Raw genomic sequence first — 23,147 nt, 5'->3', positions numbered from 1 at the left:
CCCGGCCGCCCGTGGAGGGGGAAGCCGGGGCTCGCATCACGCCGTACTGCGGTGTCGTCGCAGGTCAGCTGATCGCCTGGATGGCGGCGTCGACCTTGGTGCGGATCTCCTCCGGCAGCGGGGCGTAGTTGAGCTCGGTGAGCGACCCCTGGCCCTCGGTGCTCGCGAAGTAGCTCAGGAAGCTCTTCACCAGCGCGGTCTTCTCGGCCGGCAGGCCCTTGGTGCAGGCGATCTCGTAGGTGACCAGGATGATCGGGTAGGCCCCGGCCGCCTTGGTCGCGTAGTCCAGCTTCAGCGCCAGGTCGCTGCCGGTACCGGCCGGCTTCGCGGCGGCCAGTGCCTTGCCGGCGGACTCGGCGGTCAGCGGGACCGGGCCGGCGCCGGTGTCGATCTGCGCGACGCCCAGCTTGTTGTCCACCGCGTACGACCACTCGACGTAGGTGATCGAGTTCTTGGTGCTCTTCACGCCCTCGGCGACACCCGCGGACTTCTCCTTGCCGGCGCCGGTGCCGCTCCACTTCTTGGCCGGCTCGCCCTTCCAGGCGCCGCCGCCCGCGGCCTCGAGGTACTTGGTGAAGTTCTCGGTGGTGCCGGACTCGTCGGAGCGGAAGAACACCGCGATCGGGGCCGACGGCAGGTTGACGCCGGGGTTCAGCTTGGCGATCTCCGGGGCGTTCCAGGTCTTCACGGTGCCCTGGAAGATCTTCGCGGCGGTCGGGCCGTCGAGGACGAGCTTGTCGACGCCGTCCAGGTTGTAGGCGAGCGCGACCGGGCCGATGACCATCGGCAGGTTCACCGCCGGGTTGTTCTGGCAGCGCTTCGCGGCGGCGGCCGCCTCGGCCTCGCCGCCGTCCTTGGCCTCGGTCTTCAGCGCCGAGTCCGAGCCGGCGAAGTCGACCTGGCTGGCGTTGAACTGCTTGATGCCCGCGCCGGAACCGGTCGGGTTGTAGTTCACCGTGACGTCGGCGCACTTCTCGTTGTACTTGGCGATGACTTCTTCGATGGCGTTCTTCTGTGCCGAGGATCCCTCGGCGTTCAGGGTGCCCTCGGGGCACTCGGCGCCACCGGTCGAGGCGGAGTCGGAGCCCGACGGGCTGGAGGAGCCGGTCGGCTCCGGGTCACTGCCACAGGCGCTGAGAGCGAGGACGCCGAGAGAGGCCACGGCGACGGTGCCGACGCGGAGCAGGCGATTGACGGACACGAGAGTGTTGCCCTTCTGCGGGAATTCAGACTTTGTGAACTGCCACAGACGGTAGGCAGACCAAGTGACCGCATGGCCCGTCGTGGGTGAACGAGCGGTGAACGGTTCCGGTAGCAATCGCGACGACTGGCGTGCCGTCAGGAGGCCATCAGGTGAACTGCGTTAAGGGCCGTGACGCTGAGTGATCTCAAGCGCCTTTTGGTCACGGTCCGGTATCAGCGCACGACCAGCGGAATCGACGCGGATGTCCTCCAGGTGATCGCCCGGCCGCCGTAGGTCGTACTCGGGACGAAGAACCGGTACGCCGTGGTGCCGCGGGCCGTGGTCTTGAAGGTGTAGGCCCCACGGCCCTTGGACAAGACGATGTCCTTCACGCCGACCCACGCCTTGCCGTTCCAGCGCTGGAGCGTGGTGCGGATCCCGGTCTCGGGCGCGATGTAGAGGCCGGCCGTCACGCTCTGACCGAGGGTGACGACGTTCGCGCTGAACTTCGCGTAGCCGATCGAGTGCCGGGTCAGCGAGGTGGTCACGCCGGTGGCATATGCGAGGGCGGCGCTGTCCTGATCCTTGCGGGCCGGGAGGTAGAGCCGGTACTGGCGGGTGCCGGGTGAGGGCGCCTGCAGCCGGAAGGTGCCGGCGCCGGGGTCGCCGTACCTACTGGTGAGCGTGACCCACGGCTTGCTCGCGGAGTCACGGGCCTGCAGCGCGACGAGGTGCTGACCGCCGACCGAACCGCTGACCGTGAGCATGTGCCCGTACGCCGCCGAGGCCGGGATCGCGCCGCCGGTGATCGCCGGCTGCTCGAAGGTGAACAAACGCCGGTTCGACTCGCCCCACACGTTCTCCGCGATGACGGCGACGCTGTACGGCCGAGAGCGGGCCGGCACGACGGCGAACCGCAGGTTGCCGGGCACGGGAATCCTCGTGCCGCCGGTTTCGACCGTGTAGCGCACCGCGCCCGGGCCGTCGAACGGATCAGCAGGGTTGTGGTCGAACCGCGGTACGGCGTCGCGCCAGGCGATCATCAACGAGCCGTCCTGCCGCGGGTCGGCGTACGTGATCGGGACGTCCTCGGTCGGCGAGGTGTCGAACTCGGTGGAGGGCGCCACCGGACCCGTCGTCCCGGCGCTGTCGACCGAGGCGACGGTGAAGACCGCGCGGTTGCCGCCGTACAGGCCGTCGACGGGAACCAGTACCTCGTTCGTCGCGCCGGCCGGGACCGTGGCGGCGTCCTCGGTCCCGAGCGCCCCTTGGAACCGCACTTTGTTCGCCTCGCCGGCGTCGGTCCAGGTGACCCGGATCTGCTGCTGGGTCGCGTCCGCCCAGGCGATCTCCACGCCGGTCGGCGCGGACGGCCCGGCCGCGGTGGCGGCCGCGGTGGCGGAGGTGGTGAAGGCAGCGATGGCAGCAACGGCCAGACCGGCGGCGACGACAGGACGGCGGATACGCATCGAGGATCCCCAGGTGGTCAGCCCGGTGGTCACCCCTGCCGCCGGCGCAGGCAGACCCTAGCGCATGCTCAGCTGGAGAAATCCTCCGGCGCGACCCCGTCGAGGAACTGACGGAAGCGCTCCAGCTCGGCCTGCTCCTCCTCCGGCGTCGCGACGCCGGCCTCGCGCAGGACCTGCTCGGTGCAGCGGATCGGCGTACCGAGCCGGACCGCCAGGGCGACCGAGTCGCTCGGCCGGGCCGACACGCGCGCGCCGTTGGCCAGCACCAGCTCGGCGTAGAACACGGCGTCGCGCAGCTCGACGATCTCGACCGCCTCGATGTGCACGCCGAAGGCCTGGATCAGATCGCGCATCAGGTCGTGGGTGAGTGGCCGGGACGGGCGCAGGCCCTGCTCCTCGTAGGCGATCGCGGTCGCCTCCACCGAACCGATCGAGATCGGCAGGTAGCGGTAGCCCTCGGTCTCGCGCAGCATCATCACGGGCGCCCGGTTGGGCGACTCCATCCGGATCCCGATCAGCGTCAGTTCGCGCATCGTTGTCATGGTGCGGTCCCGACCTTCCCGTGCCGCCGGCTCCCGGTAGGGCGCCGGTGTCCTCGGTAGGAACATACCCGGCCGACCGCGGCCCACTCGACGGCAACCCCGACTGTGACGATCTCTTTGCATTGGCGCGATCGCGGGCTGTCACGGCCCGCAGCTACGGAGCGCCGAACCGTTCGTGCACCACGCAGCCGTCGGCGAGCCGGTGCGCGACCACGAACGCACCGGGCACGAACTTGCCGACCGGAAGACCGAGCTCGCCGGCCAGCGCGGGCAGCACCGGCCGATGCGAGCACACGACCGTCACCCGCCCGGTCTTCCACGCGCTCCGGGCGAAACCCTTCAGCCCGTCCGGATCGGCCTTGAACCCGCGCTCGGAGATCTCCGGGTGCAGGTGGATCCGCCGGTCGATCGCCGCGGCGTACGGCGTGATCGTGGCAGCGCATCGCTCGGCGTCGCTGCTGCGGACCCGGTCCACGCCGAGCGCGGCCAGGACGTCGATCAGCCGCTTCGCGGTCTCCCGGCCCTCGTCGGTCAGCGGACGGTCCGAGTCGTCGCCGTCCCACTCCTTGCGCTTCATCGCCTCGGCGTGCCGGATCAGCACCAGCGACGACACCACCGGTACGGCGCCCGCGAGCGCGTCGAGGATCTCCACGTCGCGCGGGTAGCTCAACCGGCGTGCCGCCTCGCCGACTTCGAGCCAGGCGATCCGGTCGACCTCGTCGTTCGGGCTGAAGTCCCGCTCGCCGACAATCCGGGCCGACCAGTAGTGCACCAGTTTCGGCACGACCCGGTTGTTCTTGTGCACGTCGTAGCGCTGGACGCCGAGCGCCGGGCCGAGCACGACCTGCTGGCCGGTCTCCTCCTCGATCTCGCGCCGGGCCGCGACCAGCGGATGCTCGTCCGCGGTCAGCTTGCCCTTCGGCAGAGACCAGTCGTCGTACCGGGGGCGGTGCACGAGCAGGACCTCGCGCGTGCCGCGCCGGTCCCGCCACACGACACCGCCCGCGGCGAAAACCGTCGCCGGGGTGCTCATCGTCTCCCGTGTGCTCTCAGTTGGTCTCGGACTGCCGGCGTCGGCCGCGGGTCGCGATCAGGCGTTCCTGCAGGTCACGCAGCGGTTCGCCGTCCGGGCCGGTCAGCTTGGCCTGCCAGGTGTCGTCGGACTGCAGCCACCACGACCCGGTCCGCTCGTCGAAGCCGACGTCGAACAGCTCGCCCAGCTCGGTGATGTGGTCCGGCTGCTTGAGCTGGACCAGCACCTCGACCCGGCGGTCCAGGTTGCGGTGCATCAGGTCGGCCGAGCCGATCCACACCTCGGGGTCCTCGCCGTTCTCGAACCAGAAGACCCGGCTGTGCTCCAGGAACCGGCCGAGGATGCTGCGGACCCGGATGTTGTCCGACAGTCCCGGGACACCGGGGCGGATCGTGCAGATGCCGCGGATCCACAGGTCGACCGGAACGCCGGCCTGGGACGCGCGGTACAGGGCGTCGCACAGGGCCTCGTCGACCAGGGAGTTCACCTTGATCCGGACCCGGGCCGGGCGGCCGGCCAGATGGTGCTGGACCTCGCGCTCGATCCGGTCCAGCAGGCCACGGCGTACGGACTGCGGGGCGACCAGCAGGCGGCGCGAGCCCGTACTGCGGGCGAAGCCGGACAGGTGGTTGAACAGGTGCGCGATGTCCTCGGTGACCACCTTGTCGCTGGTCAGCAGGCCGAGGTCCTCGTACAGGCGGGCCGTCTTCGGGTGGTAGTTGCCGGTCCCGATATGGGCGTAGCGGCGCAGGCCGTCCGGCTCGTCGCGGACCACCATCGACAGCTTGCAGTGCGTCTTCAGCCCGATCACGCCGTACACGACGTGGCAGCCGGCGTGCTCGAGCTGACGGGCCCACTTGATGTTGGCCTGCTCGTCGAAGCGGGCCTGGATCTCGACCAGGACCAGCACCTGCTTGCCCGCCTCGGCGGCGTCGATCAGCGCGTCGACGATCGGGGAGTCACCGCTGGTCCGGTACAGGGTCTGCTTGATCGCCAGGACGTGCGGGTCGGCCGCGGCCTGCTCGATGAAGCGCTGCACGCTCGTCGAGAACGAGTCGTACGGGTGGTGCACCAGGACGTCGCGCTGCTTGAGCGCGTGGAACATGTCGGCCGGGTTGGAGGTCTCCACCTCGGCCAGGTGCGGGTGCGTCGAGGGGACGAAGCCCGGGTACTTCAGCTCGGCCCGGTCCAGCGAGGCGATGTCGAACAGGCCGCGCAGGTCCAGCGGACCGGGCAGCTCGAACACCTCGGCTTCGGTGACGCCCAGCTCGGACACCAGCAGCGCCCGGACCTGCGGGTCGATCGACTCCTCCACCTCGAGCCGGACCGGCGGGCCGAACCGGCGCCGCAGCAGCTCCTTCTCGAGCGCCGCGAGCAGGTTCTCCGCGTCGTCCTCCTCGACCTCGAGGTCCTCGTTGCGGGTCACCCGGAAGGTGTGGTGCTGGGTGACCTCCATGCCCGGGAACAGCTGGCCGAGGTGGGTCGCGATGACGTCCTCGAGCGGGACGAACCGGCCCTCGGCGACCCGGACGAACCGGGGCAGCAGCGGCGGCACCTTCACCCGGGCGAAGTGCTCGCCGCCGGTGTCGGGGTTGCGCACCACGACGGCCAGGTTGAGCGACAGGCCGGAGATGTACGGGAACGGGTGCGACGGGTCGACCGCGAGCGGGGTCAGCACCGGGAAGACCCGGTCCTTGAAGAACTGGGTCATCGCCTCGCGCTCGGTGTGCTCCAGCTCGTCCCAGCGGAGGATGTCGATGCCCTCCTTGACCAGCGCCGGCAGCACGACCTTGCGCCAGGTCTCGGCCTGGCGGTCCATCAGCTCGCGGCTGCGGTTCAGGCTGCGGTCGAGCACCTCGCGGGGCATCAGACCACTGGCCGCACGGACGGCGACGCCCGCCGCGATCCGGCGCTTCAGACCGGCGATCCGGACCATGTAGAACTCGTCCAGGTTGCTGGCGAAGATGGCCAGGAACTTGGCCCGTTCCAGCAACGGGACCCGGTCGTTCTCGGCCAGCTCCAGCACGCGCTGGTTGAACGCGAGCCAGCTCAGCTCGCGGTCCGAGAAGCGGTACTCGGGAAGGTCGCCGGCCTCCCTGATGTCGTACGGGGGCTCGACGTCGTACTCCCGGTTGTGCGACGCCAGCAAGTCTCCAGACACGTGAACCAGCATCCCATCCTTTGGTGAACGGCAGGTGGCGGAGCATGTCCGGCGCGCGGCCCGGATCCGCCGGGACGGTGCTCGCGGGCGGCCGCGGACCCGGGTCGTGACTGCGTGGGGTCGCCGATTGTTGCTAGCGTCACTCTTTGTGAACCCACGAGTGGACGGGCTGCTGCGGACCGGACTGACCGCGGTCCAGAAGGTGGTCCAGAGCCATGCTCTGACGCCGGTGACCACGCTGCCCCCGGCGGTCCGGCACCGCCTGGCCGGCGCCCCGATCGAGATCGATGGCAACGTTCTCGACCCCGACCTGCAGTTGCTGCTCCGGCTCGAGGCACTGATGCCCCGCAGCGGTGGCGCTCCGAAGTCGGTCGCCGCGGCCCGGGCGAATTTGCTCAACGGCGCGCGACTCGTCGCCGGCCGCCCGCGCGAGGTCCAGCGCGTGACCGAACTCACCGTCCGCGGCTCGGACGGCCAGCTCGGCGCCCGCCTCTACGTCCCCCGGACGGCGGGCCGCGGCCTGCTCGTCTTCTTCCACGGCGGCGGCTGGGTGGTCGGCGACCTCGACACCCACGACGCGTACTGCCGCGACGTGGCGCTGGAGGCCGGAACCAGGGTCCTGTCGGTCGAGTACCGCCTCGCCCCCGAGGCGCCGGCGCCGGTCGCCGCCGAGGACGCGATCGCCGCCTTCACCTGGGCCGTAGAACACGCTGAGGACTTGGGGGCAGACCCCGAGCTCGTCGCCGTAGGCGGAGACTCAGCCGGCGGCAACCTCGCCGCGGTCGTCGCCCAGCAGTGCGTAGTCCGGGATTTGAGCTCGCCGGCTCTGCAGTTGCTGCTCTATCCCGCCGTAGACCTCATCGGCCGCCGCCCGTCTCGGGACCTCTTCGCCGAGGGCTTCTTCCTCACCGACGAAGAAATCCTCTGGTACCGCGACCACTACGCCCCCGATCCGGCTTTGCGCAGCGACCCCCGCGTCTCACCGATCTTCGGCCCGCTGGAGGGTGTGGCGCCGGCGTACGTGGTCACGGCGGGCTTCGACCCCCTCCGAGACGAGGGCAACGACTACGCCGCGGCTCTCGAGGCCGCTGGTGTGCCGACTGTGCTCCACGAGGAACCCACCCTCATCCACGGCTTCACCGGCATGCTGGCTCTGGGCGGCCAAACGAGGGTCGCGCGGCATCGCATCCACGACCATCTGCGGTCGGTCCTGAACCCCTGATCAATTGGGCGGATCCACCAAGACGGGCACCGCTTCCCGCACCTGCAGAGCTGTCGCGGGCCCTGTGATCGGAACGGTCCCGCTGATGTACTGCCACCCGGTCCCCGCGACGTTGAACCGCGCCGCGTAGTGGGTCGTCAGCGTCACGCCCACCGCGCCACGCTTCAGGTACTTGTGCGTGATCTCTTTCGCCGGGTACGGCTTACCTGGCGATCCGGTGGTCTTCGAGGTGCCGTCACCGAAGTTCCAGGTGTAGCTCATCGGGGTGGCTTCCACCGCCACGGGGAAGCCCAGCAGTTCCACGGTTGTGTCGGAAACTTTGGCCTGATCGGTGTAGACGATCGTGTCGAGATTCACCAAGGTCCGTCCCGCCGGTTGCACGTTCACCCGCAACCCAGGAAAAGCAACGTCCTTGGATTCGTTCAACACCTGCTCCCACGTGACGTCCTGAGGCATCGGCAACCTCCGGCGTACAACCGTGGTGGCAGTCGGCTCGTCAGGCTCCACCAGCTCGGCCTCCTGGCAACGGGCAGGACCTATTCGCCCACTGCCATCCGGAGCCGGCAATCCACAGATTCCGATGTTGAGACGGAACGGACGTCGGCGAGCAGCTGGCTGGAGTGGCTCGATCGCGCGCTTCGGGGCCGCCTTGGGAGCGCGTCGCTCGCCCGTAGGTGGCGGTGATTCTTTCCGCTTGGTCTGTTGCTGACCGCCCTTGATACTGGCGCCCCAGCGCGTCTTCTTGCCTTTGATATCCGGCGGATTCTTTGTTGCCGAGCTCGATGGTCTCGCCGACGCGCCGAGCGACGTGCCTGCCGACAACAGCACGACACAGGCGGCGACCAAACTGGTCAGAAGAACCGTGATGAGACCCGTCCGGGTGGCCGCTTTCATTCGTCGATCTGCATCTCGTACATCACCCAGTTCCCCGCGTTGCTGGACAGAGTGAATTCCATCGTTCCGTCGCTGCTCGTTTGTTGCACTGGCGACGCGGTCGGCGTGAGCCGTTCCTCATAGGTGCCGGACTTGATCGTCGCCGACCCGCCCAACCGGCCAGACTCACCGCGATAGATTTCCTTCACGGCGACCAACTTGTCCTTGTAGTCGCCTTTGACGCCACCGTTCTTGACGTTGACCTTCCGGGTGTACTGCGCGACGCCCTGGCAGCCGAGACATCCTTTGTCGCTTGCGGCAAGAAACGGTGCTGGGTCGCCGGTGGCGTAGGAGTAGTTCAGTAGGTCGACGTAGTACGCGATGAACGCTTCGCCGGCGGCAAGGCTCGAGCCGATGGCTGTCGCCGGCCGAGTGGGCGGCGCGCTCGGTACTGACTGCGAAGGTGACGGGGTGACCACGGGTGTCGTCTCCGATGGCTCAACTGAACTCGGCGGCGCGGTGTCCGGACGGCCCGCCTCGGGGCTGCTGTTGGAGCAGGCGGCGAGCACAGCGGCCAGGACGGCAGCTGCCAAAGGAACGGCCAGCCTGTTGCGGAATGTCACGATTGTCAGCCCTCCGTAGTCGGTCTAGATCGTAACCGGACGTGGCGGAGGCGTGAGGTGGGAAAAGCTGCAAGCTGTGGATAAACCGGGTGGAGAGCCAGGAGCCGCCCGGCTGGGGGGTGAGAGGCTCGGACGGCTCCTGGTGGTGGTGGGACGGAGAGCGGCTGGGTTTATGACGCGGAGTGAGAGGCCGAACTCAGTGTGAGACGGTTCACGTCGTCGTCGGCGCGTACTGGACGTGGAGTGCGGCGGTGGTGAAGCCGAGGGATTCGTAGAGGCGGCGGGCGGGGGTGTTGGTGCCGTCTACGTAGAGGGTGATGGAGTCCAGGGAGCGGGTTTCCTGGAGGTGATGGAGGCCTTGCAGGGTCAGGGCCTTGCCCAGGCCCGAGCCCTGGTGGCTGGGAGAGACGCCTACTACATAGACCTCGCCCTCGTTGTTCTCGATCTTGGTCCAGTGGAACCCGGCCAGTTCCCCCGTACGCCGGTCGACGGCGAGGAAGAAGCCTTCGGGGTCGAACCACTCCTGGTGGAGGCGGTCGGCGAGATCCGCCTGGGTCCAGGCGCCTTGTTCGGGGTGGGTGGCGAAGGCGGCGGCGTTGACCTTCAGCCAGGCGGCGTCGTCCTGGCCGGGGACGAAGGTTCGTACGTCGATGCCGTCGGGCCAGGTGATGCCGGGCAGCGGCGCGCTGGTACGGCGCAGGAAGTACAGCTCCCGCGCGACGGCCAGGTCGAAGCGCGCGGCGAGTTCGTCGGCGCCGGGGAGGCGGCCGTGGGCCCAGAGGCGGAGGTGGCCCTGGCCGTGGTCCAGGAGCATCCGGAGCAGCGCCGTACCGGTGCCTTGGCGGCGGGCGGACGGGGCGACGACCAGTTCGGCGGAGCCGTCGGGGGCCAGGTACGCGTAGCCGATCAGGTCGCCGGTGGTCTGCAGGCCGGAGACGTCGAGGGTTCCGGGCTCACCGGCGTACGCGAGGACGTGGAGGTCGCCGTGGTGCTCGCCGTCCAGGTGGAGCAGGGTCTGCTCCGACAGGGGGTTCACGTCGTCGCTCTGCGCGGCCAGGCGAGCGAGTTCGGTGACGGCGGCCGCGGTGGCCGGGGGCAACGGTGAGGGAACTGCTTCGAGGGTCACCTGGATACCGTAAAAGGTCGCGCCCAGTTCATCGCCGAGGCCTTGGACGGTCCGCGAAGCGTCGGGTAATTTCGCCGCACCGCACACCAGCGGACCGAACCGACGACGGAGTAGAAATGGCCTTCACAGGACGAGACAAGACGTGGCTGAGGGGCCCGCGGGCGATCGCCCTGCTGGCCGCCGGAGCCGCGGTGGCACTCGGCTTGGCCACGGGGGGAACCGTGACCCAGGCAGCGCCGGCCAAACCCAAGCCGACGCACACCCAGATCCAGCTGCTCGCACTGAACGACTTCCACGGCAACCTGATGCCGAACCCGGCCACCAGCTCCAGCGGCAACGTGAACGGCACCCCGGCCGGTGGCGCGGAGTACCTGGCCACGCACCTGGACAACCTGCGGGCCGCGGCGGAGGCGCAGGGCCAGGAGACCGTGACGGTCGCCGCGGGTGACCTGATCGGCGCGTCCCCGCTGCTGTCGGCGGCCTTCCACGACGAGCCGACCATCGAGGCGATGAACGCGATGGGCCTGGAGGCGGCCTCGGTCGGCAACCACGAGTTCGACGAGGGCTGGCACGAGCTGCTCCGGATGCAGACCGGCGGCTGCCTGAACGACGGCGACGGGCAGAACAACCAGAACTCCTGCCCGGACCCGAAGGCGAAGTTCAAGGGCGCCGACTTCGACTACCTGTCGGCCAACGTCTTCTTCGAGAACACCCGGCAGACGCTGCTGGCGCCGTACACGGTGAAGAAGTTCAAGAACGGCCAGAAGGTCGCCTTCATCGGTATGACGCTGGAGGCCACTCCGAACATCGTCACCAAGGCCGGTGTCGAGGGGCTGACGTTCACCGACGAGGTGGAGACCGCGAACGCGCTGGTGCCGAAGCTGCGCAAGCAGGGCATCGAGTCGATCGTGGTGCTGCTGCACGAGGGCGGATTCCCGACCGACCCGCGGGCGTTCAACAGCTGCCCGGGCATCTCCGGCCCGGTCACCGACATCGCCAAGAACCTCGACCCGGCGATCGACGCGGTGATCTCCGGTCACACCCACACCGCCTACAACTGCTCGATCAACGACCCGGCCGGCAAGCCGCGACTGGTCACCAGCGCGTCGTCGTTCGGCAAGGTCGTCACGCAGGTCCGCCTCAGCATCGACAACACGACCAAGGACGTCGACCGGCTGAACACGCTGGCCAACAACCTGATCGTCACCCAGGACGTGCCGAAGGACCGTCAGCTGACCAAGCTGATCACCAAGTACCAGGAGCTGGTCGAGCCGATCGAGTCCAAGGTCATCGGGCACATCACCACCCCGTCGGTGTCGCGGACGCCGGACGCGTCCGGGGAGTCGCCGCTGGGCAACCTGATCGCCGACGCGCAGCTGGCCGACCCGTCGACGGTGACCGGCGGCAAGACCCCGGTGGCCGCGTTCATGAACCCGGGCGGCATCCGGGCCGACCTGGCCTCGACCGGTGGTGCGGTGACGTTCGGGCAGGCGTTCACGGTGCAGCCGTTCAACAACTACCTGGTCTCGATGGACATGACCGGGACGCAGATCAAGGCCCTGCTCGAGCAGCAGTTCTCCGGTGCCAACCAGGCCGCCAACAAGGTGCTGCAGGTCGCCGGGATCACCTACACCTACAACCCGGCGGCCGCGCCGGGCTCGAAGGTGGTGGCGTCGTCGGTGCGGATCGCGGGTCAGCCGATCGTCGACGGTACGACGTACCGGATCGTGACGAACAACTTCCTGTCCGACGGTGGCGACGGCTTCCCGGCCTTCACCACGGCGACGAACAAGTTCTTCGGCGGGCTGGACATCGACGCCTTCGCGGCGTACCTGGCGGCGCACGACCCGTACACCCCGGGCCCGACCGACCGGATCAGCATCCCCTGACCGCACCGGCTCTGAACTGAGTGCCGGAACCGCCGCGCCCGGGTCGCCTTCTGCCGAAGGTGATCCGGGCGTTCGCGCTCAGAGCACGAACTTGAGCACGACCAGCGCGAAGGCGAAGCCGGTGGCGACGGCGGCGCCACCGGAGCCGAGACCCCGGCGGACGCCGGTGGCGAACACGGCGAGGGTCAGCGGAATCAGCATCAGCAGCAAGGTGATGCCGGCCGCGTGCACGCCGACGTGCTCGCGGCTGCTGAGCACCAGGCCGAGCACCAGCGCGAAGGTCAGGCCGAGCCAGGTCGTGGTCTGGATCGGTCCGTCGGACGGATCGCTGCGGTGCGATGCGTGAGCACCACGGCGGTGCGAAGTCGGAGCGTGCGCCATCGGTCACCTTTCGTGAACAGACCGAATACGCAAGGTAGCACCAGGAACACACAGCGGTCCAAGGCCGAACTTGTGCGCGGACTGGACCGGAATCCGTTACAGGCAGGCGCTTTGTGACTGCTGGGACTGATGTGGCGGATGTGACTCGGCCCCGAGTCAGGCCTTGCTGTCGGCGGTCTCGCGCTGGTTCGTGGTCGGCGGGACCACGAAGCGGTAGCCCACGTTGCGCACGGTGCCGATCAGGGACTCGTGCTCCGGGCCCAGCTTGGCGCGCAGGCGGCGGACATGGACGTCGACCGTCCGGGTGCCACCGAAGTAGTCGTAGCCCCAGACCTCCTGCAGCAGTTGCTCGCGGGTGAACACCCGACCGGGGTGCTGGGCGAGGAACTTGAACAGCTCGAACTCCTTGTACGTGAGATCGAGCGCGCGCCCGTTCAGCTTCGCCGTGTACGACGCCTCGTCGATCACGACGTCGCCGCTGCGGATCAGCGTGGTCTCGGGATCCTCGTTGCGCGCGGCGGCCAGGCGGCCGATGACCAGGCGCAGCCGGGCCTCGATCTCGGCGGGGCCGGCGGTGTCGAGCAGTACGTCGTCGGCGCCCCAGTCGGCGTTCACCGCGGTCAGGCCGCCTTCGGTGACGACCAGGAACAGCGGTACGTCGATGCCGGTGGTCCGGATCAGGCGGGCCACGCTGCGGACCGTGACCAGGTCGCGGCGGGCGTCGAGCAGCACCGCGTCGGCGTCCGGGGCGTCGACCAGCGCGGCGACCTCGGACGGCAGGATCCGGATCTGGTGCGGCAGCAGGGCGAGGGAGGGCAGCACCTCGGTGGAGGCCTGCAACGCGTTCGTCAGCAGCAGCAACGTGCTCACGCTGTCTCCTTGTGCGGGTCGGCGGAGCGCGGGTGAGCGATCCGGTCCTGATGCACGTCAGGCCCCAGCGGCGTCATTGCCGGGGGCCCGAGACACACTGGTGTGGAACAGCAAGCTGACATAATACTCCAGGACCCAGTCGATGAGTGAGGCGTCTCCCACATGCCGGAAGTGACGATCAGGTACTTCGCCGCCGCGCGCGCCGCGGCCGGGGAGTCGACGGAAACGGCGCAGGCCTCGTCGGTCAAGGAGCTGGTGGGCGCGGTCTCGGCGGACCGCCCGGAGCTCGCGCGGGTGCTCGGAATCTGCTCGTTCCTGCTCGACGGGGAGCGGGTCGAGCTCACCACCCCGTTGTACGACGGCGCCCAGGTCGACGCGCTGCCGCCCTTCGCCGGTGGCTGACCAGCGACCCAGTGCCGAGCGCGGCTAGGAGCTTCGGCGCGCCAGGTGAAGGGTCAGATCGGCGTTCATCGTCACCTCGAGCGGAAGCACCTGGAGGATCTCGGCGAACACCTGGAGCCGGGTCGGTTCCGGGAGCTGCAGATAAGCCGAGATGGTCGACAGGTGCGCGACGTACTCGTGGCCCGGCATCGTGACCCGGCGTTCGATCGTCGTTTGGCGGACTTCGGTGAACAGCGGGGAGCGAAGCAGCTCGGTTCCCGGCCACTGCATGGGGCTGTCCGAAGGAGTCCCGTCGGGCGACGGGATGTCGTCCCTGTCGAGATAGCGGCGGGTCACTGAGCGGACGGCCTGCTCGATCGCCGGGTCGGCCAGGTGCAGCGGGCCACCGAACGAGGCGAAGGTGCCTCCCGGATTCAGGAGCGCCGAGATCCGCTCCCATTGGCCCGCGGGGTCGGTCCAGTGCAGGGCGGCCGCCGCGAACACCAGGTCGTACGCCGGGCCGACGGGCAGCTCCTCGAAGGTGCTCTGGAAGGACGACGCCGCCGGGACCTGGCGGCGCAACTCGGCGAGCATCGCGGCGTCGGGCTCGGTGGCGGTCACCGCGACGCCCCGGGCGGCGAAAGCGCGGGTCGCCTTGCCGGTTCCCGCGCCGATCTCGAGCGCCGTACGGACCGGCGTACGCCGGGAGTCCGGGCCGGCACCGACCGGCGTCTGTGCGTAGTCCAGCACGGCGTCGACCAGCTCGTCGGGGTAGCCGGGGCGGTACCGCTCATAGGCTGCTGCGACGGATCCGAAGCTGAGGGCGCGTTCGTTCACCGGTCGATGGTGACAACCGCAGCGCCCGGCGGCCACAGGATTTCGGCGGTGGAGGCCTCCTCGGCCGGTAGATTGCCGGGTTGTGGCACAGGAATCGGGGACCTTGCTCACCACAGTGGGCCGTGCGGCGGGACTGTTCGGGCGGGCGTGGCCGCGGTTGCTCGCGGTGTTCGTGGTGGCGGAGCTGGTCCATCGGGGCCTGCTCTGGGTCGCCGTCCAGGCCGGGGCGCAGGTCCAGGCGGCCGGGATCGCCGTGCTCGCGCTGCTCGTGGTGGTCTCGCTGGCGATGTACGTCGCGATGTTCCTCGTGCTGCGGGGCGAACTGCCGTACCACCGTCGCGCGGTGACCGAGGGCGTGCTGGCCCCGGACGGCGTCGAGCCGGGCAAGGAGCTGCGGGCGGTCGACGCGCTCGCGTCGGCGTTGCTGCCGTTCCTGGCCTTCTACGCGGCGTACAAGTTCCTGCAGGCGGAGGCGCTGAACTACGAATACTTGCTCGCCGAGCACAACGTCATGGAAGACCTCGTGACCGGATTCAGCGGAGGCACGATCGAGCAGGCGCCGACCGGGCTGCAGGCGTTGTCGACCTGGTTGTTCATCGCGCTCGGCGTCGCGGCGTACCTGCTGCGGCTGGTGGTCAAGAAGAAGCGCTCGGGCGCCGAAGGCGGCCCGGTGCGCAAGCTGTTCGCCACCTATCTCGAGGCGCTGTGGATCTTCGTCGTCGCGTACCAGGCCTCGGCCTACCTCCCGTCGCCGAAGTCCTGGCTGCAGGAGCGGAAGGTGTGGGCGTGGGTCCAGGACGCCTACGGCTGGGTGCTCGACCACGTGCTCGGCGTCGAGCGGATCCGGGAGATCTGGGACACCGTCACCGGATTCGTTGCCGCGGGCATCGGTGATCTGTGGAGCGCGGCGGTGCTGCCGCTGATGTGGATCACGATGACCGCGGTGATCTACGGCCGGGCGGTGCCGAAGGCCGAGCGGCTGGAGCAGTTGCGCTGGCGGTTCGACCGGATCACCAACCGCTGGCAGCGCACCCCGCGCCTGGTCCAGGTGGCCGGCAACTCGATGGTCTCCGACTGGCGCGACCGCTGGCGGCCTGTCCGGGACGCGTTCCGCCTGGTCGCCCGGTCCGGGATCAGGCCGATGCTCGGCTACTTCCTGGCCTGGGCGATCGTGACCTACCTGGCCGGCGCGGTCTGGATCCTGCTGCGCGACTACGTGATCGGGCCGCAGTCGCTGCAGTTCTGGCGGGTCATCGACGAGCCGGTCGGCCTGGCCGTCGAGGCGCTGAAGATCATGCTGCAGATCGCGCTGCTGGCCGCGGCGTACGACCGGATGATCGGTGGGCTGGCCGGCTACCTGCGGCAGCGCACGCGGCCGGTGCACCCGACGGGCGGCGACGAGGACCAGGGCGTCACCGACCTCAGCGCCGCTACCTCGGGAATGCCAGATACTGCGGAAGCCGGGTCCGCCACGTGATCGTCGGCTGAACCTCGGCGGCCACCTCCGACGGTACGACGAACACCGCGACCGTCTCGAACGGCTTGCCCGCCACCGGTTTCACGAAGTACGGCGCGAGCTTCGGGTCCCGCCAGCTCTGCGGCTTCGGGTCGGAACCGCCGGTGCACCCGGTCGGCCGGTCCTGGAACTCGTCGTCGGCGATCGACTCGTCCCAGGTGCGGCCGTCGTCGGCGCGCAGGTGCGTCAGGCACCCGCCGAGCTTCTCGAGCGTGGCCACGTCGTCGACCTGGAGCCGGAAGTACACCCTGATCCGGGTGGTCCCGTCGGGCAGGGGCGCGGGGTTCCGGCCGGCCCGCGGCTCGGGATCGACCTCGACACTCGCCGCGTACCAGGTCGCGTCCTGGTACGACGTACCGCCGGCCGCGACCTCGACCGCGTCGCGCGGCTCGGCGTCGTACCAGGACTTGTAGTCGCTGTGCACCGACCACCAGCCGAGCAGTGGGACGGTGACGACCAGCGAGGCCAGGGCCACCGTGTTGCGCCGGATCCAGCCTCGGCGGGCGCGCCGGCCGGTCATCGCTCGACCGCCGGAGTGAGGATCGCGACGTCCTCGCGCAGACCGTCCAGCTGGTCCTGCGAGATCTGCAGCGCGATCGTCGCCTGCGGTTCGAGGTCGTTGAAGATCTTCTTCTCCAGCACCAGCAACGTTGCGCCAGGCAACTTGTCGCCCGGCATCTCGACCACCACCGGCCCGCGAACGGCGATGCCGGGCGCGAACTGGAAGTTGGCCAGGTCGACCCGGTTCAGCCCGCTGCGATTCGCGGCCGCGTACGTCGTACCGTCGGCGGCGCGGATGCCGATCTGCTGCAGGTGGATCGGCTCGCGGTTGGCCGTCACCACGGCGTCGATCACGACGAAGTCGGACAGCGTGTCGCGGTCCGGCGTGGTGCGCGGGACCCGCAGCTTCTTGCTGATCCGCACCTTCTCCACCGTGACGTCGAACCGCGGGGTGTGCACGGCCTGGCCGGCGACACCCTTGACCGCGATCGGCTGCTGGAAGTCCTTCTGGGTGGGGGTGATCCGGTAGAGGCCGACGATCGCGACCAGGCCCACCACGACCAGGATCGAGTCGAGCAGCCGGCGCCGGCTCATCGGGTGTTGTCCTTCACCGGCGCGGTCACCTCGGCGGCGATCGTGTCCTTGGTCCACACGTCGTGGTGGTCCAGCACCGACTCGCGGAACGTGTAGTGCTGGACGCTCAGCCGGACCTCGCGCGGGAGGTCGGTTGCTTTGGGCAACTTCCAGACGTACGCGACGTCCTCGGCGTGGTGCGGGGTGAGCACCGGGTTCTGGGTCTGGTCGCGCAGGTTGGTGATGCCGATCGGCGCGTCGGTCGGCTCGACCCCCGCCACGTCGAGCAGCCGGATCAGGTCGGACGGCGGCTGGTCGCCGGTCTTGTCGGTGAGCTCGAGCTTCGTCACCACGGCGATCAGCGCGCCGCCGTCGTCCGGGCTGAACAGTGGCTTCAGGTCCTTGACGACGACCACCCGCTGGACGGTCACGCTGAACCGGCCGGCGTCGACGGCCGTCCCGGCGCCCGCTCGCGGAGTCTCGGCGTCGGCCTTGTCGAGGCCTCCGAAGGCGGCCGACACCGCCAGCAGCACGGCCGCCACACTGATCGCCCAGGTTCTGACCGGCCGCCCCCGGACCTTCAGGTCCTGCAGCTCGGGCAGTTCCTCCTGTTCCCCGTTCCCCGTTTCCCGCACAGGCGGAAGCCTAACGACGCAGGGGGCCGCGCAGGCGTCAGTCGAGCGGCCGGCCGCGCAGCCGTTTGGTCTCGCCGCGCCGCTTCTTCTCGTCCAGACGCCGGCGGACCGCACCCTTGGAAGGGCGGGTCGGACGGCGCTGGCGCGGCGGGGAGGCGATCGCGTCGCGCAGCAGGCTCGCCAGCCGGGCCCGGGCGGCCTCCCGGTTGCGCCACTGCGAGCGGTGCTCGGAGGCCGCGATGGTCAGGACGCCGTCGACCAGGCGCGACGACAGCCGATCCAGCGCCCGGTTCTTCAGCGGCTCGCCCAGTGCGGACGTGGCGGCGAGGTCGAAGATCAGCTCGACCCGGCTGTCCGCGGTGTTCACCGACTGCCCACCCGGTCCGCTGGACCGCGAGAACCGCCAGCCGAGCTCCGCCTCGGGGATCACCACCCCCGCGCGCACCGTCAGCCCTCCGTCCATGGGCTCCATTCAACCCGATCCGATGCCCCGGGCACCCGTGGTTTGCTTCGGCGGTCGCGTCCAAGGAGTGGAACGCGGGGCTGGTCCGCTCGGCGGCCGACGTACTCTCGAATGCTGTGAGTCCAGGAATCGTCGTGCTGGTCGCCGCGGTCGTCGCCGGGGTGCTGCTGAGCGTGCTGAAGACCTGGTACGACGGACGCTTCCGCGCGACGCGGGTGATCGAGGGGCCAGCGGTGAGCAAGCCGGAGACCAGCACCGATCAGCTGACCGCCGAGGACATCGGCGCCGACCTGGGCGAGCGGGCCACGCTGCTCCAGTTCTCCTCGGCCTTCTGCGCGCCGTGCCGCGCCACCCGCCGGGTGCTCGCCGAGGTGGAGACCATGGTCGACGGCGTACGGCACGTCGAGCTCGACGCGGAGTCCAACCTCGAGCTGGTCCGCCGGCTCAACATCCTCCGCACGCCGACCGTCCTGGTGCTCGACGCTGCAGGCGACACCGTGACCCGCGCCAGCGGCGCACCCCGCAAGGCCGACGTGATCGCCGCACTGGGTGTCGCGGTCGACCGCCAGGCCAGTTGAGCCCTCGCGGCTGCCGACAGCGACGGGACGTCGTGGTTCGGCGCGCCGTCCGAGGCCCCGCCACGCCGGTGAACCCATCCATATGGTGATCAGTTGTCTCATTAAGTGGGACTATGACTGGCAGGTCCGGCCGGTTTCCGTACTCTCGACACGTGGCTTACACGACATGGCTGACCAAGCGCAGGGCAGTGGACAACTGCCGCATGCGCTCGTCCCTGTGTCGTTCCCACTGACCAGGCGGCGTCCAGAGCGCTCCGGAACCGGCAGCTGAGCACGGTCCGGCAGTACGCCGCCTCCCGCAAGCACTTCGGGCGGGACGGCTCGATCCAGCTCCTGGTCGAGGAGTTCGTATGTCCCAGCAGTCGGTGACCTCCCCAGTGGCACAGGTCGACCCGCGCGGACTCCGGTTCGCGGCGGCGCTGACCACTGTCGTCCTGGCGCTCACGCTGATCCTGAACAACCCCTGGCCGCTGGCCGTGCAGGCGGTCGTGTTCGCGATCGCCGTCGCGTTCGGCGTCCAGGCGTCGCCGTACGGACAATTGTTCAAGCGGGTGGTCCGGCCCCGGCTGGGCCCGCCCAAGGAGCTGGAAGACGCGGCGCCGCCGCGGTTCGCCCAACTGGTCGGCCTGGTCTTCGCCGGGCTCGGCTTGATCGGTTACTTCGCCGGCGTCGAGCTACTCGGCGTCGTCGCCACCGGATTCGCCCTGGTCGCCGCGTTCGTGAACGCCGCGGTCGGGCTGTGCCTCGGGTGCGAGGCCTATCTGCTGATCCACCGCATTCGTACGCCCCACACCGCTACCAACTGAGAGGCAGCACAATGAGCAGGGAATCCGCTCTCGTCTCGGCCGACTGGGTCGAGGAGCACAAGTCCGACGACAACGTCGTGCTGATCGAGGTCGACGAGGACGTCTCGGCGTACGACGCCGGTCACATCGCCGGTGCGATCAAGCTGGACTGGAAGACCGACCTGCAGGACCAGGTCCGGCGCGACTTCGTCAACCAGCAGCAGTTCCAGGCGCTGCTGTCCGAGCGCGGCGTCAAGAACGACGACACCGTGGTGCTCTACGGCGGCAACAACAACTGGTTCGCCGCGTACGCGTTCTGGTACTTCAAGCTCTACGGGCACGCCGACGTCCGGCTGCTCGACGGCGGCCGTAAGCGCTGGGAGCTGGACAGCCGCGAGCTGACCGACGAGGTGGTCAAGCGCGAGCCGACCCAGTACGTCGCCAAGGAGCCGGACCTGAACATCCGCGCCTTCCGCGACGAGGTGCAGGACGCGATCGGCGTGAAGAACCTGGTCGACGTGCGCAGCCCCGACGAGTACGCCGGCCGGCTGCTCGCCCCGGCCCACCTCCCGCAGGAGCAGGCCCAGCGCGCCGGCCACATCCCGACCGCGGCCAGCATCCCGTGGAGCAAGGCGGCCAACGACGACGGCACGTTCCGCTCCGACGACGAGCTGAAGAAGCTGTACGCCGACGCCGGGGTCGACTTCGGCAAGGACACCATCGCCTACTGCCGGATCGGTGAGCGCTCGGCGCACACCTGGTTCGTGCTGCACGAGCTGCTCGGCCAGGAGAACGTCAAGAACTACGACGGTTCGTGGACCGAGTGGGGCTCGCTGGTCGGCGTACCGGTTGCCCTCGGCGACGAGCCCGGGGAGGCCTGACATGTGCGGTGCGAAGAAGGGCGGCCTCGACCTCAAGGGCGTCGACGTCGACAAGGAAGCCGTGATCCAGGGCCAGGTGCTGCGCGGTGACGAGCCGGTCGGTGGCGCGTACGTGCGGCTGCTGGACTCCTCCGGCGAGTTCACCGCCGAGGTGCCGACGTCGGCGACCGGGCACTTCCGGTTCTTCGCGGCGCCGGGCAGCTGGACGCTGCGCACGCTGGCGCCGAAGGCCGAGCCGGTCGATCGGCAGGTCGTCGCGCAGTACGGCGAGGTGGCCGAGGTCGCCGTCGCGGTCTGACGCTTTGTAGTCTGTTCGAACCCCTTGGGGCCCGGGCCTTGCGCGCCCGGGCCCCTTGGCATGTCGGCGTCGTACTGGTTGCCGGTCGCCGGTACTGATGCACGCGACGGCCCGAAAGCCCAACATCTGCAGGGATTTGGGCGTGTCGGGCGTTTCTCGATTGCACAATCGGTCCCGCCGGCCAAGGGTGCGATTTTCACCGGATCGGCGATCAGGTAACGGTTTGATCACGGACCACCTTTTCCTCGTTACCTACCGCGACCGCCTGAGTTGTGTCTGTGTCCTGGCCCGCAGTTGGGGTCACGTCATCACTCAGGGAGAAGAAGTTTTAATGAGACCCCGCATCAACAAGAAGCTCGCTGCCGTGGGTGTTGCCGCGGTTGTCGGCGTAGCTTCGACGATCGCGCTCACCTCGGGCTCGGCGAACGCCTCGCCGGTCTACGGTTACAACGGTTACTCGATCGGCACCGACGTCCAGGGCGGCATCGTCGCCAGCGGCCCGCAGGTCAAGGCCGAGATCAGCTGCACCACCGACGCGAGCCGTCGTTCGCGCAACGACCTGGCCACCGCGAACATCAACAACCAGACGATCGCTCGCACGGTCACCACGGACACCTTCGCGTTCGCGGAGAAGCGCGGCAACGGCGTGACCTCGACCGCCACCGCGGCCGACATCCGCGTCGGCAGCCTGCTGCACCTGACCGGCGCCAAGACCACGACCACCGCGTGGATCAAGAACGGCGTCACGTACTACACCGGCAGCACCACCTTCGCCGGCGTGAAGATCGGCGCCGTGAACGTTCCGTCGCTGCTCAAGGCCAAGCCGAACACCAAGGTCGCCGTCCCGGGCCTGGGCTACATCGTGCTGAACCGCGTCGGTGGCGTGAAGACCAGCACCGGCATCTACTCGTACGCGCAGGCCGTCGTGCTGCACGCGACCGTGAAGAACCGGTACATCCCCGAGGGTGTCGACGTCGCGGTGCTGAAGACCCGCGCCGAGGTCACCAAGCCGGCCACCGCGCTGGTCATCGGTGACGCCTACGCCACCAAGGCGAACGTCGACAAGCTGGTCAAGTCCGGTCCGACCTCCTACCAGGCCACCTGCCAGGGCACGGAAGGCAAGCTGCACCGGGTCGCCGTCGGCGAGGTCAACATCCCGAAGGTCGCCTACGTCGGCGCCGCGTTCACCACCAAGCGGGGCAACATCGGCGCGGACAAGTCCTACGTCGACTTCAGCTCGCACGTCGCGGGTGTCAAGGTCGGCAAGCTGTCCATCGGCGCGATCGAGTCCTCCGCGTCGGCCTGGAAGACCAAGGACGGCAAGGTCGGCCTGAACTCGAAGTCGACGATCGCCTCGATCAAGGTCGGCAACAAGGTCTACCCGGTCAAGACCGGTGAGAACGCGGAGCTCGAGATCCCGGGCATCGCCAAGCTGACCTTCAACCAGGTCCTGCGTCAGAGCCGCTACATCTCTGTCAACGCCCTGGTGATCGACGTCTACAGCCTGAACACCAAGGTTGTCGTGGGCCACTCGGCCGCCGGTGTGATCGGCTGATCCAGCCACACACCCGACCTGACTGAGTCGAACCTCACCGATCCAGACAGGCACACCGCAACGGCCCCGGCCGGATCTTCGGATCCGCGCCGGGGTCGTTTCTTTTGTCCGGTACGCCGGTACGCCGGTACGCCGGTACGCCGGGAGGTCGGTACTCCGGGACGCGGGGACGCCGGTACGCCGGGACGCGGGGACGCGGGGACGCGGGGACGCGGGAGCGCCGTGCGCCGGTACGTGGGGATGCGGGGATGCGGGGATGCGGGGACGCCGTGCGCCGGTACGCGGGTGCGCTCGTCCGCCACGGTCAGGCGTCGAGGATCAACGTGACCGGGCCGTCGTTGGTCAGCTGCACCTGCATGTCGGCGCCGAAGCGGCCGCGCTCGACCTTCGCCCCCAGCGATTCCAGGGCCGCGCAGAACGCGTCGTACAAGGGCTCGGAAACCGGGCCCGGGGCGGCCGCGCTCCACGACGGGCGCCGGCCCTTGCGGGTGTCGGCGTACAGCGTGAACTGGCTGATCGCCAGGATCGGCGCCTGCTCGTCGGCGGCCGAGCGCTCGTCGCGCAGGATGCGCAGCGTCCAGATCTTCGCCGCGAGTGCCGCGGCGACGGCCTCGGTGTCCTCGTGGGTGACGCCGAGCAGCACCACCAGGCCGGGCCGGTCGATCGCCCCGACCACCTCGCCCGCGACCTCGACCGACGCCTGCGTGACTCGCTGCACCACTGCTCTCATGCCGCACAGTCTGCCGAACGCCGCCGACGGGCAGGAAATCGT

At 69.3% G+C, this 23,147-nt stretch carries 25 protein-coding genes; 9 read left to right on the top strand and 16 right to left on the bottom strand.

Annotated elements, in window-relative coordinates; all coding sequences use genetic code 11:
* Positions 1-64: 64 nt before the first annotated feature.
* The 5 genes from pstS to BWI15_RS27585 form a co-directional block, all read right to left on the bottom strand.
* The gene (gene pstS, locus BWI15_RS27605) at positions 65-1,201 is read right to left on the bottom strand and encodes a phosphate ABC transporter substrate-binding protein PstS (RefSeq protein WP_077017480.1); all 1,137 of its coding nucleotides are present in this window, start codon (positions 1,199-1,201) and stop codon (positions 65-67) included.
* 215 nt (positions 1,202-1,416) lie between these two features.
* Positions 1,417-2,652: a hypothetical protein gene (locus BWI15_RS27600; RefSeq protein WP_143465885.1), complete on the bottom strand. Its 1,236-nt coding sequence runs from the start codon at positions 2,650-2,652 to the stop codon at positions 1,417-1,419.
* A gap of 68 nt (positions 2,653-2,720) precedes the next feature.
* Positions 2,721-3,194 (bottom strand): bifunctional nuclease family protein, encoded by a 474-nt coding sequence (locus BWI15_RS27595; protein ID WP_083751065.1) that lies wholly within the window; start codon positions 3,192-3,194, stop codon positions 2,721-2,723.
* A 154-nt stretch (positions 3,195-3,348) separates the two neighbouring features.
* Positions 3,349-4,227, bottom strand: a complete 879-nt coding sequence (locus tag BWI15_RS27590) for an NUDIX hydrolase (RefSeq protein ID WP_077017477.1) — start codon at positions 4,225-4,227, stop codon at positions 3,349-3,351.
* 16 nt (positions 4,228-4,243) lie between these two features.
* Positions 4,244-6,400, bottom strand: coding sequence for an RNA degradosome polyphosphate kinase (locus BWI15_RS27585; RefSeq protein WP_077017476.1), 2,157 nt, complete (start codon positions 6,398-6,400; stop codon positions 4,244-4,246).
* Positions 6,401-6,536: 136 nt separating this feature from the next.
* On the opposite strand from BWI15_RS27585, the gene BWI15_RS27580 reads away from it, so the two are divergent.
* Positions 6,537-7,610 (top strand): alpha/beta hydrolase, encoded by a 1,074-nt coding sequence (locus BWI15_RS27580; protein WP_083751064.1) that lies wholly within the window; start codon positions 6,537-6,539, stop codon positions 7,608-7,610.
* On the opposite strand, the gene BWI15_RS38960 is transcribed toward BWI15_RS27580, so the two are convergent.
* From BWI15_RS38960 to mshD, 3 genes are all read right to left on the bottom strand, one after another.
* A complete protein-coding gene (locus BWI15_RS38960; protein WP_143465883.1) occupies positions 7,611-8,504 on the bottom strand; it encodes a PKD domain-containing protein in 894 nt (297 codons plus the stop codon).
* Positions 8,501-9,106 carry a DUF6318 family protein gene (locus tag BWI15_RS27570; protein WP_143465881.1) on the bottom strand — a complete coding sequence of 202 codons (606 nt, stop codon included), beginning with the start codon at positions 9,104-9,106 and terminating at the stop codon, positions 8,501-8,503. Before BWI15_RS27570 ends, BWI15_RS38960 begins: the two co-directional genes overlap by 4 nt.
* Positions 9,107-9,317: 211 nt before the next feature.
* Positions 9,318-10,232 carry a mycothiol synthase gene (gene mshD / locus BWI15_RS27565; RefSeq protein WP_077017473.1) on the bottom strand — a complete coding sequence of 305 codons (915 nt, stop codon included), beginning with the start codon at positions 10,230-10,232 and terminating at the stop codon, positions 9,318-9,320.
* 116 nt (positions 10,233-10,348) lie between these two features.
* On the opposite strand from mshD, the gene BWI15_RS27560 reads away from it, so the two are divergent.
* Entirely contained in the window at positions 10,349-12,121 is a 1,773-nt protein-coding gene (locus BWI15_RS27560) for a bifunctional metallophosphatase/5'-nucleotidase (protein WP_077017472.1), read from the top strand.
* Positions 12,122-12,199: 78 nt separating this feature from the next.
* Here BWI15_RS27560 and BWI15_RS27555 read toward each other — a convergent pair whose 3' ends face one another.
* Both BWI15_RS27555 and BWI15_RS27550 read right to left on the bottom strand, forming a co-directional pair.
* Positions 12,200-12,502, bottom strand: a complete 303-nt coding sequence (locus tag BWI15_RS27555) for a hypothetical protein (protein WP_077017471.1) — start codon at positions 12,500-12,502, stop codon at positions 12,200-12,202.
* A 156-nt stretch (positions 12,503-12,658) separates the two neighbouring features.
* Complete coding sequence (locus tag BWI15_RS27550; protein ID WP_077017470.1) at positions 12,659-13,372, bottom strand: winged helix-turn-helix transcriptional regulator; 714 nt, start codon at positions 13,370-13,372, stop codon at positions 12,659-12,661.
* A gap of 162 nt (positions 13,373-13,534) precedes the next feature.
* Between BWI15_RS27550 and BWI15_RS27545 the strand changes: the two genes are divergently transcribed.
* On the top strand, positions 13,535-13,774 hold the full coding sequence (locus tag BWI15_RS27545; protein ID WP_077017469.1) for a MoaD/ThiS family protein: 240 nt from the start codon (positions 13,535-13,537) through the stop codon (positions 13,772-13,774).
* Between the two features lie 24 nt (positions 13,775-13,798).
* Here the strand turns inward: BWI15_RS27545 and BWI15_RS27540 are convergent, their stop codons facing one another.
* Positions 13,799-14,590, bottom strand: coding sequence for a class I SAM-dependent methyltransferase (locus BWI15_RS27540; protein ID WP_077017468.1), 792 nt, complete (start codon positions 14,588-14,590; stop codon positions 13,799-13,801).
* 82 nt (positions 14,591-14,672) lie between these two features.
* On the opposite strand from BWI15_RS27540, the gene BWI15_RS27535 reads away from it, so the two are divergent.
* Positions 14,673-16,067 carry a hypothetical protein gene (locus tag BWI15_RS27535; protein ID WP_237771486.1) on the top strand — a complete coding sequence of 465 codons (1,395 nt, stop codon included), beginning with the start codon at positions 14,673-14,675 and terminating at the stop codon, positions 16,065-16,067.
* Here BWI15_RS27535 and BWI15_RS27530 read toward each other — a convergent pair.
* From BWI15_RS27530 to arfB, 4 genes are read right to left on the bottom strand one after another with little or no spacing between them, the layout of a single operon-like run.
* Positions 16,021-16,626 (bottom strand): hypothetical protein, encoded by a 606-nt coding sequence (locus BWI15_RS27530; RefSeq protein ID WP_077017466.1) that lies wholly within the window; start codon positions 16,624-16,626, stop codon positions 16,021-16,023. The genes BWI15_RS27535 and BWI15_RS27530 overlap by 47 nt on opposite strands.
* Complete coding sequence (locus BWI15_RS27525; protein WP_077017465.1) at positions 16,623-17,201, bottom strand: hypothetical protein; 579 nt, start codon at positions 17,199-17,201, stop codon at positions 16,623-16,625. The genes BWI15_RS27530 and BWI15_RS27525 overlap by 4 nt, the downstream gene beginning before the upstream one ends.
* Positions 17,198-17,815 carry a hypothetical protein gene (locus BWI15_RS27520; protein ID WP_237771485.1) on the bottom strand — a complete coding sequence of 206 codons (618 nt, stop codon included), beginning with the start codon at positions 17,813-17,815 and terminating at the stop codon, positions 17,198-17,200. Before BWI15_RS27520 ends, BWI15_RS27525 begins: the two co-directional genes overlap by 4 nt.
* 37 nt (positions 17,816-17,852) lie before the next feature.
* Positions 17,853-18,287 (bottom strand): alternative ribosome rescue aminoacyl-tRNA hydrolase ArfB, encoded by a 435-nt coding sequence (gene arfB / locus BWI15_RS27515; protein WP_202817753.1) that lies wholly within the window; start codon positions 18,285-18,287, stop codon positions 17,853-17,855.
* A 107-nt stretch (positions 18,288-18,394) separates the two neighbouring features.
* Here arfB and BWI15_RS27510 point away from each other — a divergent pair, with 107 nt between their 5' ends.
* From BWI15_RS27510 to BWI15_RS27490, 5 genes are all read left to right on the top strand, one after another.
* Entirely contained in the window at positions 18,395-18,856 is a 462-nt protein-coding gene (locus tag BWI15_RS27510) for a thioredoxin family protein (RefSeq protein ID WP_077017463.1), read from the top strand.
* A 350-nt stretch (positions 18,857-19,206) separates the two neighbouring features.
* A complete protein-coding gene (locus BWI15_RS27505; RefSeq protein WP_077017462.1) occupies positions 19,207-19,662 on the top strand; it encodes a DUF4395 domain-containing protein in 456 nt (151 codons plus the stop codon).
* 11 nt (positions 19,663-19,673) lie between these two features.
* Positions 19,674-20,522, top strand: coding sequence for a sulfurtransferase (locus BWI15_RS27500; RefSeq protein ID WP_077017461.1), 849 nt, complete (start codon positions 19,674-19,676; stop codon positions 20,520-20,522).
* 1 nt (position 20,523) lies between these two features.
* Positions 20,524-20,820, top strand: a complete 297-nt coding sequence (locus BWI15_RS27495) for a DUF1416 domain-containing protein (protein ID WP_077017460.1) — start codon at positions 20,524-20,526, stop codon at positions 20,818-20,820.
* A gap of 331 nt (positions 20,821-21,151) precedes the next feature.
* Entirely contained in the window at positions 21,152-22,375 is a 1,224-nt protein-coding gene (locus BWI15_RS27490) for a choice-of-anchor P family protein (RefSeq protein WP_077017459.1), read from the top strand.
* A gap of 304 nt (positions 22,376-22,679) precedes the next feature.
* Here BWI15_RS27490 and dtd read toward each other — a convergent pair whose 3' ends face one another.
* Complete coding sequence (gene dtd / locus BWI15_RS27485) at positions 22,680-23,105, bottom strand: D-aminoacyl-tRNA deacylase (protein WP_077017458.1); 426 nt, start codon at positions 23,103-23,105, stop codon at positions 22,680-22,682.
* Positions 23,106-23,147 lie beyond the last annotated feature (42 nt).

The sequence above is a fragment of the Kribbella sp. ALI-6-A genome (assembly GCF_001984195.1).
Taxonomy (GTDB): Bacteria; Actinomycetota; Actinomycetes; order Propionibacteriales; family Kribbellaceae; genus Kribbella.
This window is presented reverse-complemented; position numbering and strand designations above follow the sequence as displayed.